Here is a 12784-nt window from a genome sequence, read left to right on the forward strand (position 1 = left end):
GCGGGCCTCCCTGTCGCTCAGACATCCGATGACTCAGCACATTATGGGGCCACCGCACAGGCCCCCTCCGACGACGGCCGGCCTAGCCCGGCCCGTCGCGCACCTCGCGTGGCCGGGCCACCTCGGCCACGGTGGGACGAGGCCCGTCGTCTCCTCTCCCGGCGCCCGCCAGATGCGACAGCAGCCGCAGATGCCGGAACTCGAAGCACGCCCCCGACTGCCGCAGCACCCCGCGCCGATGCGCGTCCTCCAGGAACGTCATCAGCCGCCACGGCATCCGTCCCGTCACCGCGAGCCAGACACGGGCGACGGTGAAGCGCCCCCAGGCGCTCAGCGCGAGCGCCGCCGCACCCATCGGCAGCCACAGCTGGGTGCCGATGTGCACCAGACCGCCCCAGTCGCCGGGCAGCGCCACCACCGGCACACAGACGACGGCGACCAGCAGCGCGACCACGCCACCGCGCGTGAAGGACGCGGTCCGGTCCGTGCGCAGCGAGGAGCCCGGGCCCGACGCGCGCATGATGTCCGACGGCACGCTCAGGGCACGGTAGACACCGCACACACACCCGCCCACCACCCCGATGAGCACCCCACCGGCCATGAACGGCGGCAGACAGCGCGCCACAACGCCCTCGGCCGGGCCCCGGGTCAGCCAGGCGCGGGCCGCCTCCGGCAGCACGGAGCGCAGGTTCGCCGCGTATGCCAGGGTCGTTGCCCGCCGCTCCAGTGGCGCGTCGCCGGTCGAGGCGAGGCGTACGACCACGGCGCCGTCCCGTGACTCGAACACCGTGCGCCAGGAGGTGAAGGCGACGCACCTGCGACCGCGCAGCAGCGGCAGCGCGCAGTCGGGCGGCCGCGAGCCCTCCGGGTAGGCGACCGGTTGTGCCCCGCCGCCTGGGAGCAGCAGCGTGCCCCGCACCGGCCGCACGGTGTCCGCCGTCCTCAGCCCGTCCCGCTCCGACAGCCGCCAGCCGTCGATCCGCCGGCCGGACAGGTCGGCCCCGGCTCCGGACTTGAGCACGGTCACTCCGACGGCGGCGAGGCCCGCGACCGTGCACGCGGTGACCCCGATCAGCAGCGCGGCGGCGGTGCCCCGGACCACGCCTGCCGCGAAACGCCGGGCGATCCGGCCCGCGCGGGCCGGATGCGGGGCGTCCTGTACGGCCCGGCGGGTACCGCTCACCAGCAGCGCCGCCCCCGCCCCCGCAGCGGTGGTGCCGACCAGCACGGTCCAGGGGTTGCCCGACCGCCCGAGCAGCACCGCGCCCGCCGTCCCGAGTCCGCCGAGCAACAGGGCGGCCCCGCAGATCCGGGCCACCGCGCGCCCCGTGGTACCGCTCCAGGGCAGGCCGAGCGGCATCGGCCGCCGCGGCAGCCCCGCGATGCCGAAGAACAGGGTGAACAGCAGCGAGAACAGACAACCGCCGAGCAGGTCGGGCACCCAGCCGTCGGTCACCGCGCCGAACCGGAAGCCGAAGCGCAGGTCGTCGGCGTAGGCGTAGCCCGCCCACAGCAGCGCGCTCACCGCCGCGGTGAGCAGGGTCTGCCGGGCGAGGAACCGCCGGTCCGGCCGGCCCCCGTGCGACGGCAGCAGACACACCGCTCCGAAGGCGAACCCCAGGGTCTGGCCGACCAGCGTGGCGCCCACCGACACGACGTCCCGCACGTCTGCCAGGTCGCTCGTCGCACGCGCCACCGAGACCGGCAGCAGCAGCGCGGACATCACGGCCATCGCCAGCAGCCCGGGCGTGTACACCCGCAGGGCCCGCGGCAGCATCGACTCCAGCTCCCACCACGCCAGCCGCCCCGTGCCACGCCCGTGCAGCGCGCGGGCCAGCAGGGTGAGCCGGCGCACGGCGTCGCCGGCCGCCCGTGGCCCCATGTCCGCGAACGCGGCGGGCACGAAGGCGCCGAGCAGATGCTCCTCGACCGCGTCGACCGTGGGGAAGCGCTCCCTGTCCAGCAACTCCGACGGGTCGCGGGAGGTGTCCCCGTAGACCGCGCGGGCCAGGGCCACCATCAGGGGAGTGGCGAGCGCCTGCGCCAGTGGGGCCCGGGGCCGGCGCGCGAGTTCGCTCAGCACCGGCGTCCACACGGTGCGGGGCTCCCCGTCCGCCGGATACAGGGGCCGTGCCGTGCGCTCCAGATGGCCCCCGGCCTGCGCGAGGTCGAGGGGCAGGAGCTCGATCACCTCGGCGGCGGTGAGCACGTCGCCCTCGGCCACCGCCGTCGCCCAGGCCGCGCCGCGGCTGGTGAGCAGCAGCGGCAGGTCGTCGTCGAGTTCGGCGTTGATGCGGCGTACGGCCTCCCCGTAGGCGGGCCGGGCCAGTTCGTCGAAGCCGTCGAGGACCGGCAGGACGAGCCCCGCGTCGAGGAGGGCGCGGGCAAGGGTGTGCCGGCCGTCGGCCAAAGCGGCCAGCGGCCGGTAGTCGGTGGCGAGCCGGTCCGCGAGCCAGTCGCGCAGGCCGGTTTGCCGGGGGTCCCAGCCCGCCAACGGAAAGATCACCGGCACGGGTCCGCCGGACCGCCGTGCGGCCAGCCTGCCGAGGACGAACCGCATCGCCAGCACGGTCTTGCCGGAGCCCGGTCCACCCAGCACCACCAGGCGCCGGCCGGGCAGCGTCGCGAACGGCCCGCCGGCGTCCTCGGTGCGGCGGTCACGGGGCGCGGGCAGGGGCTGGGCCCGCCGGATGTTCACCGCGTGGTCGGCCAGCCGCCGGTCCGCCGGTGCCCAGCCCACGTCGAGCGGCACGGGGTCCTGGAGCCTGCGCAGCCGGGCCTCCGCCGCCCACTGCTCGCGTACGGCCTCGGCCAGCGCGTCGGCCGCCCGTCCGCGGTCCGCGTCGGCCGACCGCGGGGGCGGGTCGGCGTCGCCGCGCAGGATGTCGGCGACGAGCGCCGCGACCGACACGAACGCGCCGATCGCCGAGATCAGGACGCCCGCGGTGGCGGCGTTTCGCCACCAGAACCGCAGGACGCCCGCCAGCGCCGCGAGCGCGGCCCCGCACACGGCGATCCCCAGGCGCCGCCGCATCCGGGTACTGAGCCATCCGGCTTGCATATGACCGCTCCCCGCGGCCGGACTCCGGTGCCGTACCGCTGTGTCGGAGTCATCCGTTCTAGTGGCCGAACCGGTGACTGACCGCCCGTTCGAAACACGTGTGAGGGAGCGTGCGGATGCATTCGGGGAGCGTGTGGATGTGCGATCCGGCGCCGCGGCACGGGCCGTCGGCATGAGCCGTGGGCACGCACACAAGAGAGAGGGGCGGCTCCATCGGCGTGGAGCCGCCCCTCTCGTGTCCCGGCCCCGGTGCGGAGGGGGCCGGTCCGACGGTGCCGACCCGGTCAGGGGGAGTCGGCCGGCACCGAGCGCCTACTTCTTGTCGAGCAGGTCCTGGACCTTGGCGCGGACCTCGTCCGTGGCCAGGCCGCGGATCGTCAGCGTCGTACGGCGGCGCAGCACGTCGTCCGGCGTCTCGGCCCACTCGTGGTCACGGGCGTAGACGACCTGCGCCCAGATCTCCGGCGCGTCCGGGTGGACGCGCTCGCCCAGCTCCGGGTTCTCGTTGGCGATGCGGGCGATGTCGAAGGCCAGCGAACCGTAGTGCGTGGCCAGGTGCTTGGCGGTGTCGGCGGCCATGCGCGGGCCGGGCGCCGGGTTGTCCACCAGGAGGCGGTGGGCGACGGCACGCGGGTTGGCGACACCGGGCAGCGGCAGCTTCTTCGGCAGCGAGGAGATCGGCTCGAAGTCCTCGCCCAGCGGGTGACCCGGCAGCTCTTCCAGCTTCTGCATCACCGTGCGGCCGATGTGCCGGAAGGTGGTCCACTTGCCGCCCGCGACGGACAGCATGCCGCCCTTGCCCTCGGTCACCACGGTCTCGCGCTTGGCCTTGGCGGTGTCGCCGGGGCCGCCCGGCAGCACGCGCAGACCCGCGAAGGCGTAGGTGATGAGGGACCGGTCGAGCTGCTGGTCGCGGACGGAGAAGGCCGCCTCGTCGAGTATCTGGGCTATGTCCTTCTCGTTGACCGCGACATCGGCCGGGTCGCCCTCGAACTCCTCGTCGGTCGTGCCCAGCAGGAGCATGTCCTCCCAGGGGAGCGCGAAGGTGATGCGGTACTTGTCGATGGGGGTCGCGAGCGCGGCCTTCCAGGGCGAGGTCCGCTTCAGGACCAGATGCGCGCCCTTCGAGAGGCGGATGGACGGCGCTGCATTCGGGTCCTCCATACGGCGCAGGTGGTCGACCCAGGGGCCGGTCGCGTTCAGCACCAGGCGGGCGTTGACGCCGAACTCCTCGCCACAGACCCGGTCCCTGAGGTCGGCGCCGGTGACCCGGCCCTGGGTGAAGCGCAGGCCGGTGACCTCGGCGTGGTTCAGGACGACCGCGCCCGCCTCGACGGCCGCGCGGACCGTCATCAGCGCCATGCGCGAGTCGTTCATCTGGTCGTCGCCGTAGACGGCGACGGCCTTGAGGTTCTCGGTGCGCAGCTCCGGTACGTCCTGCGCGGCCTTCGCGGGGCTGAGCAGGTGACCGACACCGTCACCGAAGGCGGAGAGCGCGGAGTAGGCGAAGACGCCCGCTCCGAGCTTCGCGGCGCCGTGCGGCCCGCCCTTGTACACGGGGAGGTAGAAGGTGAGCGGGTTCGCCAGGTGGGGGGCCACCTGGCGGGAGACCGCACGGCGCTCGAAGTGGTTCTCCGCCACCAGCTTCACCGCGCCGGTCTGCAGGTAGCGCAGACCGCCGTGGAGGAGCTTGGAGGAGGCGGAGGAGGTGGCGCCGGCGAAGTCGCCGGCGTCGACCAGAGCCACCCTGAGGCCGGACTGCGCGGCGTGCCAGGCGGTGGAGATGCCAAGGATGCCGCCGCCGATCACGAGGAGGTCGTACGACGCCTTGGAGAGCTGCTCCCTGGTTTCGGCTCGGCTCGGGTGGGAGCCGGAGGCCGGGTGCGTCCCCAGGGCAGGCACGGACTGCAGGGTGGACTGACTGGTCATGTCGGGTTCTTACTCCTAGTCAGAGTTGGCTGGGCGGTCCGAGCCGCTCAGTCCTCGTCCTCGATCCAGCCCATGGTCCGCTCGACGGCCTTGAGCCAGTTCTTGTACTCACGGTCGCGGGTCTCCGCGTCCATGTTGGGGGTCCATTCGGCGGCCCGGCGCCAGTTGGCGCGCAGTTCGTCGGTGCTGGACCAGAAGCCGACGGCGAGGCCGGCGGCGTAGGCGGCGCCGAGGCAGGTGGTCTCGGCGACCATCGGGCGCACCACGGGTGCGTCCAGGACGTCGGCGAGGGTCTGCATCAGCAGGTTGTTGGAGGTCATACCGCCGTCGACCTTGAGGGCCACCAGCTCGTCGCCGGAGTCCTTGACCATGGCGTCGGCGATCTCGCGGGTCTGCCAGGCGGTGGCCTCCAGGACCGCGCGGGCGAGGTGCGCCTTGGTGACGTACCGGGTCAGGCCGGCGATCACACCGCGGGCGTCGGAGCGCCAGTGCGGGGCGAACAGGCCGGAGAAGGCCGGTACGAAGTAGGCGCCGCCGTTGTCCTCGACCGAGAGCGCGAGCGTCTCGATCTCGGCCGCGGTGGAGATCAGGCCCATCTGGTCGCGCATCCACTGCACGAGGGAGCCGGTGACGGCGATCGAGCCCTCCAGCGCGTACACCGTCGGCTGCTCGCCGATCTTGTAGCCGACCGTGGTCAGCAGGCCCGCGTAGGAGTTGATGATCTTGTCACCGGTGTTCATCACCATGAAGGTGCCGGTGCCGTAGGTGGACTTGGTCTCGCCCTCGGAGAAGCAGGTCTGGCCGAACAGGGCCGCCTGCTGGTCGCCGAGCGCGGAGGCGACCGGGATGCCACCGAGCAGGTCGCCCAGCTTGCCGCCGGTGACCTCGCCGTAGACCTCCGCGGAGGAGCGGATCTCGGGCAGGATCTGCAGCGGTACGCCGATCGACTCGGCGATCTTCTCGTCCCACTGCATGGTGTGCAGGTTCATGAGAAGGGTCCGCGAGGCGTTGGTGACGTCGGTGACGTGGTGGCCGCCGTTGACACCGCCGGTCAGGTTCCAGATGACCCAGGTGTCCATGGTGCCGAAGAGGATGTCCCCCGCCTCGGCGCGCTCCCGCAGGCCCTCGACGTTGTCGAGCAGCCAGCGGGCCTTGGGCCCGGAGAAGTACGAGGCCAGCGGGAGGCCGGTCTCGCGGCGGAAGCGGTCCTGGCCGACATTGCGCCCGAGTTCCCGGCACAGGCCGTCGGTGCGGGTGTCCTGCCAGACGAGGGCGTTGTGGACGGGCTCACCGGTGTTCTTGTCCCACAGCACGGTGGTCTCGCGCTGGTTGGTGATGCCGATGGCCTTGATGTCGTCACGGGTGATGCCGGCCTTCTGGATGGCTCCGGCGACGACTTCCTGGACGTTGGTCCAGATTTCGTTGGCGTTGTGCTCGACCCAGCCCGGCTTCGGGAAGATCTGCTCGTGCTCCTTCTGGTCGACGGAGACGATGCGGCCGTCCCGGTCGAAGACGATGCAGCGGCTGGAGGTCGTGCCCTGGTCGATGGCCGCGATGAAAGGGCCGGCCGTGTGGGCGTCGGTCACTGTGTGCTCCTGGGAGTTCCGTGGTTACGAGGGCTGTACGTACGACGCGTGCTGTGAAGCTCGGTGCTCGAAGACGAAGCTCGGTGCTCTTTAAGCAAATGCGACGTTGTAGATGCCTGCAGCGATCGCGGCGCCGATCAGGGGACCGACCACCGGGACCCAGGCGTAGCCCCAGTCGGAGCCGCCCTTGTTGGGCAGGGGCAGGAGGGCGTGCACGATACGCGGACCGAGGTCACGGGCCGGGTTGATCGCGTAGCCGGTCGGGCCGCCGAGGGACAGACCGATGCCGACGACCACGAACGCGGTGATCAGGGCGCCCAGGGTGCCCAGGCCGTTGCCCTTGTCGTTGAGGCCCTGCGTGAGGACCGCGAGGACGAGGACGATCGTTCCGATGATCTCCGTGGCGAGGTTCTGCACCGCGTGCCGGATCTCCGGACCGGTGGAGAAGACACCCAGGACCGGGCCGGCGCCCTTCTCCTGGGCTTCGACGGCCTTGGCCGTCGTGGCCTGCGCACCCGGACCGCCGACGATCTCCTTGTCGGTGAGGTGTGCGCGGAACTGACCGTAGTAGGCCACCCAGACCAGGGTCGCGCCGATCATGGCGCCCAGCAGCTGGCCGCCCCAGTAGGTGGGGAGGTTGCTGTAGTCGTGGTCCTTGATCGCGAGCGCGAGGGTCACGGCCGGGTTGAGGTGGGCACCGGAGAGCGGTGCCGAGGTGTAGACCGCCGTCAGGACGGCGAAACCCCACCCGAAGGTGATGGCGAGCCAACCGGCGTTACGGGCCTTGGAGGCCTTCAGGGTCACGGCGGCGCACACGCCACCGCCGAGCAGGATGAGTATGGCGGTACCGATGGTCTCGCCGATGAAGATGTCGGAGCTGGACACCCGCGACTCCTTTGTCCTTCGTCCAGGGAAGCCGAACCCCGGGTCCCTCCGGGGGTTCTGGCGCCCTCGGGGGTGAGAGCGAAACCGGTCCTTGGCGTTGTCACACTCTAGCGCGTATTGCCGGTAGGTGTTCGACAATGCCGACCGATGGACGGGAGTCTTGCCCCGGCGTTACAGGCGCGTCAAGAGTTCTGTTATCGAAAACCTGATCGTTATTGATCGCGGCGAGTTATCGATCTTCGAGCACCGAACGACGACGTTCGTCCGTTATGTCCATTTCAGGGTATGGCGACAGCCGGAACGCCGCTCAGCGTTCCGGTCTCGTCCTTTTCCGGCTCTTTCCGGCCTTTTCCGGCTCTTTCGTCGTGCGGCGCTCAGAACCGTCCGGCGCCCAGATCCCGCGACACCGCGCGGGCGCAGTCCCGTACCGCCGCGATCAGTTCGGGGCGCAGCTCCCCGTCCCGGCACAGCCGTTCCACGGCGCCGGTGATGCCGACCGCGCCCACGGGCATGCGCCGGCGGTCGTGCACGGGCGCGGCCACCGAGGCCACGCCCTCCCAGGTCTCCTCCACGTCGGCGGCATAGCCACGCGCGCGTGTGATGTCCAGGATGTGCTCGAAGTCCTCCAGCTCGCACACCGTGCGGTCCGTGAAGGGCTTGCGGTCGGCCTCCAGCGCCTCGCTGTGCGCGACCGGGTCGTACGCCGACAGCACCTTGCCCAGGGCCGTGGAGTGCAGCGGCTGCATGGCCCCTATCTCCAGGACCTGCCTGCTGTCGTCGGGCCGGAAGACGTGGTGGACGATCAGCACGCCCTGCTGGTGCAGCACGCCCAGATAGACGCTCTCCCCGCTGGAGCGGGCCAGGTCGTCCGTCCATACCAGGGCGCGCGCCCGCAGTTCGTGGATGTCCAGATAGGTCGTGCCCAGCCGGAGCAGCTCGGCGCCCAGCTGATACCGGCCGGAGGCGTCGTCCTGTTCGACGAAACCCTCCTGTTGGAGGGTGCGCAGGATGCCATGGGCGGTGCCCTTGGCGAGGCCAAGGGACGAGGCGATGTCCGACAGGCCGAGCCGTCGCTCGCCGCCCGCGAGCAGCCGCAGCATCGCGGCCGCCCGTTCGAGCGACTGGATGTTCCGTGCCATCGCCGTACTGCCTCCGTCCCCGTCGACCGCCGTCGCGCGGTGTCGTTTTACCGTCGTTCGACAATGCCGAACACTACCGGTCCATGCCGACCTCCCGCTAATGGTCGGTCGGCACCTGTTACATCACATGTGGCCTGGGCGTGGCTCGGCCGCCACACCCGTCCGCCTCGTGGACGCCCTGCCCATCCAAGCCCACAGCCGGTTACTCTGGCGCCGTGCGTCCTGCCCGGCCCGCCCGGGAAGCCGCATAGCCGACAGCCGTCGCATCCCAGGGAGCCCCTTCATGGCCTCGTTGCCACCGTCCCCTTCCGCCGACAGCCGGACCCGTGCGTCCGCGCTCCGAGAAGCACTCGCCACCCGTGTGGTGGTCGCCGACGGAGCCATGGGCACCATGCTCCAGGCGCAGGAACCCACCCTCGAGGACTTCGAGAATCTTGAGGGCTGCAACGAGATTCTGAACCTCACCCGCCCCGACATCGTCCGCTCCGTCCACGAGGCGTACTTCTCCGTGGGCGTCGACTGCGTCGAGACCAACACCTTCGGGGCCAACCACTCCGCGCTCGGCGAGTACGACATCGCCGACCGCGTCTACGAGCTGTCCGAGGCGGGCGCCCGGATCGCCCGGGAGACCGCCGACGAATTCGGTGCCCGCGACGGCCGCCAGCGCTGGGTGCTCGGCTCGATCGGACCCGGCACGAAGCTGCCGACCCTCGGCCACATCGGCTACGGCACGCTGCGCGACGGCTTCCAGGCCAACGCCGAGGGACTGCTCGCCGGCGGCGCCGACGCCCTGATCGTGGAGACCACCCAGGACCTCCTCCAGACGAAGTCCTCGATCCTGGGCGCCCGGCGCGCAATGGAGGCGACCGGTACCGAGGTGCCGCTGCTGGTCTCGATGGCGTTCGAGACGACCGGCACCATGCTGCTCGGCTCGGAGATCGGCGCCGCGCTGACCGCGCTGGAGCCTCTCGGCATCGACATGATCGGCCTGAACTGCTCGACCGGCCCGGCCGAGATGAGCGAGCATCTGCGCTATCTGGCCCGCCACTCGCGCACCCCGCTGCTGTGCATGCCCAACGCCGGCCTGCCGATCCTCACCAAGGACGGCGCCCACTTCCCGCTCGACCCGAAGGGCCTGGCCGACGCGCAGGAGACCTTCGTACGCGACTACGGCCTGAACCTCATCGGCGGCTGCTGCGGCACCACGCCCGAGCACCTGCGTCAGCTGGTGGAGCGGACCCGGGGGGCCACGCCCGTCGAGCGCAACCCGCAGCCCGAGCCCGGCGCCGCCTCCCTCTACCAGACCGTCCCGTTCCGCCAGGACACCGCCTATCTCGCGATCGGCGAGCGGACCAACGCCAACGGCTCCAAGAAGTTCCGCGAAGCCATGCTCGCCGCCCGCTGGGACGACTGCGTCGAGATGGCCCGCGAGCAGATCCGCGAGGGCGCGCACATGCTCGACCTGTGCGTGGACTACGTCGGCCGCGACGGCGTCGCCGACATGGAGGAACTGGCCGGCCGCTTCGCCACCGCCTCCACCCTGCCGATCGTCCTCGACTCCACCGAGGTCGACGTCATCGAGGCGGGCCTGGAGAAGCTCGGCGGACGCGCGGTCATCAACTCCGTCAACTACGAGGACGGCGACGGCCCCGAGTCCCGCTTCGCCAAGGTCACCCGGCTCGCCCAGGAGCACGGCGCCGCCCTGATCGCGCTCACCATCGACGAGGAGGGCCAGGCCCGCACCCCCGAGAAGAAGGTCGAGATCGCCGAACGGCTCATCGACGACCTGACCGGGAACTGGGGCATCCGTGAGGAGGACATCCTCATCGACACCCTGACCTTCACCATCTGCACCGGTCAGGAGGAGTCGCGCAGGGACGGCATCGCCACCATCGAGGCGATCCGCGAGCTCAAGCGCCGCCACCCGGACGTCCAGACCACCCTCGGCCTGTCCAACATCTCCTTCGGCCTCAACCCGGCCGCACGCATCCTGCTCAACTCCGTCTTCCTCGACGAGTGCGTGAAGGCGGGCCTCGACTCGGCGATCGTGCACGCCTCCAAGATCCTGCCCATCGCCCGCTTCGACGAGGAGCAGGTGCAGACGGCCCTCGACCTGATCCACGACCGCCGCAGCGAGGACTACGACCCCCTCCAGAAGCTGATGGCCCTGTTCGAGGGCGCCACGGCGAAGTCACTGAAGGCGGGCAAGGCCGAGGAACTGGCCGCCCTGCCGCTGGAGGAGCGCCTCAAGCGCCGCATCATCGACGGCGAGCGCAACGGCCTGGAGGCCGACCTCGACGAGGCGCTGCAGACACGGCCCGCGCTGGACATCGTCAACGACACCCTCCTGGACGGCATGAAGGTCGTCGGCGAACTGTTCGGATCCGGCCAGATGCAGCTGCCGTTCGTGCTCCAGTCCGCCGAGGTCATGAAGGCCGCCGTCGCGCATCTCGAACCGCACATGGAGAAGTCGGACGCCGAGGGCAAGGGCACCATCGTGCTCGCCACCGTGCGCGGCGACGTGCACGACATCGGCAAGAACCTCGTCGACATCATCCTGTCCAACAACGGCTACAACGTCGTCAACCTCGGCATCAAGCAGCCGGTCTCCGCGATCCTGGACGCGGCCGACGAGCACCGCGCCGATGTCATCGGCATGTCCGGGCTCCTGGTCAAGTCCACGGTGATCATGAAGGAGAACCTGGAGGAGCTCAACCAGCGGGGCCTGGCCACCGACTACCCCGTCATCCTCGGCGGAGCGGCCCTGACCCGCGCCTACGTCGAGCAGGACCTGCACGAGCTGTACGAGGGCGAGGTCCGCTACGCCCGCGACGCGTTCGAGGGGCTGCGCCTCATGGACGCCCTCATCGGCGTCAAGCGCGGTGTGCCCGGGGCGAAGCTGCCGGAGCTCAAGCAGCGCCGGGTGCGCGCCGCGGCCGCGGTCGAGATCGAGGACCGCCCGGAGGAGGGGCACGTCCGCTCGGACGTCGCCACCGACAACCCGGTGCCGACCCCGCCGTTCTGGGACACCCGGATCGTCAAGGGCATCCAGCTCAAGGAGTACGCGAGCTGGCTCGACGAAGGCGCGCTGTTCAAGGGCCAGTGGGGCCTCAAGCAGGCCCGCACCGGTGAGGGACCGAGCTACGAGGAACTTGTCGAGACCGAGGGCCGCCCCCGGCTGCGCGGCCTGCTGGACCGGCTCCAGACGGAGAACCTCCTGGAGGCGGCCGTGGTCTACGGCTACTTCCCCTGCGTCTCCAAGGACGACGACCTCATCATCCTCGACGAGCAGGGCAACGAACGCACCCGCTTCACGTTCCCGCGCCAGCGCCGCGGCCGCCGCCTCTGCCTGGCCGACTTCTTCCGCCCGGAGGAGTCGGGGGAGACGGACGTCGTCGGACTGCAGGTCGTCACCGTCGGCTCCAGGATCGGCGAGCAGACCGCCAAGCTGTTCGCGTCGGACTCCTACCGCGAGTACCTCGAACTCCACGGCCTGTCCGTGCAGTTGGCCGAGGCACTCGCCGAGTACTGGCACGCCCGCGTCCGCTCCGAACTGGGCTTCGCCGGGGACGACCCGGCCGACATGGAGGGCATGTTCGCCCTCAAGTACCGAGGCGCCCGCTTCTCCCTCGGCTACGGCGCCTGCCCCGACCTGGAGGACCGCGCCAAGATCGCCGACCTGCTCCAGCCGGAGCGCATCGGCGTCCACCTGTCCGAGGAGTTCCAGCTGCACCCCGAACAGTCCACGGACGCGATCGTGATCCACCACCCGGAGGCCAAGTACTTCAACGCTCGCTGAGCCCTCCGGGGGTTCGCCGGAGGACGTCCCGGCCGCGCGGGTGTTTCACCGGCCGGGGGACGATGACGCCGACACCTCCCAGCGCCGCTCTGGACGTGGTGTCACGCTGCAGGGCAGGCGCACCCGGGTCGTCACCGCCTCGGGGCACGGCGAGGCGCCGGCCCGCGGGGGAGCCCAGGGCACGCGCACCGCGCGCAGCATCGACCGGGCGGGCGCGGGTGTTTCACCGGCCGGGGGACGATGACGCCGACACCTCCCAGCGCCGCTCTGGACGTGGTGTCACGTCGCCGGGCAGGCGCACCCGGGTCGTCACCGCCTCGGGGCACGGCGAGGCGCCGGCCCGCGGGGGAGCCCAGGGCACGCGCACCGCGCGCAGCATCGACCG

6 protein-coding genes are annotated in these 12784 nt (G+C 71.3%); 1 reads left to right on the forward strand and 5 read right to left on the reverse strand.

All coding sequences use genetic code 11. The annotated features are described in order from the left end of the window. Positions 1–82 precede the first annotated feature (82 nt). The 5 genes from ACFY1J_RS18595 to ACFY1J_RS18615 all read right to left on the reverse strand — a co-directional run bounded on the left by ACFY1J_RS18595 (position 83) and on the right by ACFY1J_RS18615 (position 8600). On the reverse strand, positions 83–3061 hold the full coding sequence (locus tag ACFY1J_RS18595) for a hypothetical protein (protein WP_390710991.1): 2979 nt from the start codon (positions 3059–3061) through the stop codon (positions 83–85). 312 nt (positions 3062–3373) lie between these two features. Continuing rightward, positions 3374–4990 (reverse strand): FAD-dependent oxidoreductase, encoded by a 1617-nt coding sequence (locus ACFY1J_RS18600; protein ID WP_390710990.1) that lies wholly within the window; start codon positions 4988–4990, stop codon positions 3374–3376. 47 nt (positions 4991–5037) lie between these two features. Then, a complete protein-coding gene (gene glpK / locus ACFY1J_RS18605) occupies positions 5038–6576 on the reverse strand; it encodes a glycerol kinase GlpK (RefSeq protein ID WP_390710989.1) in 1539 nt (512 codons plus the stop codon). 90 nt (positions 6577–6666) lie between these two features. Next, positions 6667–7461 (reverse strand): MIP/aquaporin family protein, encoded by a 795-nt coding sequence (locus ACFY1J_RS18610; protein ID WP_390710988.1) that lies wholly within the window; start codon positions 7459–7461, stop codon positions 6667–6669. Positions 7462–7835: 374 nt separating this feature from the next. Beyond that, positions 7836–8600 carry an IclR family transcriptional regulator gene (locus tag ACFY1J_RS18615; protein ID WP_390710987.1) on the reverse strand — a complete coding sequence of 255 codons (765 nt, stop codon included), beginning with the start codon at positions 8598–8600 and terminating at the stop codon, positions 7836–7838. A gap of 283 nt (positions 8601–8883) precedes the next feature. Between ACFY1J_RS18615 and metH the strand changes: the two genes are divergently transcribed. Then, entirely contained in the window at positions 8884–12399 is a 3516-nt protein-coding gene (gene metH, locus ACFY1J_RS18620; RefSeq protein WP_390710986.1) for a methionine synthase, read from the forward strand. The last annotated feature ends 385 nt before the right edge of the window (positions 12400–12784 follow it).

Source organism: Streptomyces sp. NPDC001406, assembly GCF_042895285.1.
Lineage (GTDB): Bacteria > Actinomycetota > Actinomycetes > Streptomycetales > Streptomycetaceae > Streptomyces.

What these genes read in the sequence shown, in the direction of transcription:
- ACFY1J_RS18595 (WP_390710991.1), bottom strand. Translation starts at nt 3,061, where the DNA reads ATGCAAGCCGGATGGCTCAGTACCCGGATGCGGCGGCGCCTGGGGATC.
- ACFY1J_RS18600 (WP_390710990.1), bottom strand. Translation starts at nt 4,990, where the DNA reads ATGACCAGTCAGTCCACCCTGCAGTCCGTGCCTGCCCTGGGGACGCAC.
- ACFY1J_RS18615 (WP_390710987.1), bottom strand. Translation starts at nt 8,600, where the DNA reads ATGGCACGGAACATCCAGTCGCTCGAACGGGCGGCCGCGATGCTGCGG.
- metH (WP_390710986.1), top strand. Translation starts at nt 8,884, where the DNA reads ATGGCCTCGTTGCCACCGTCCCCTTCCGCCGACAGCCGGACCCGTGCG.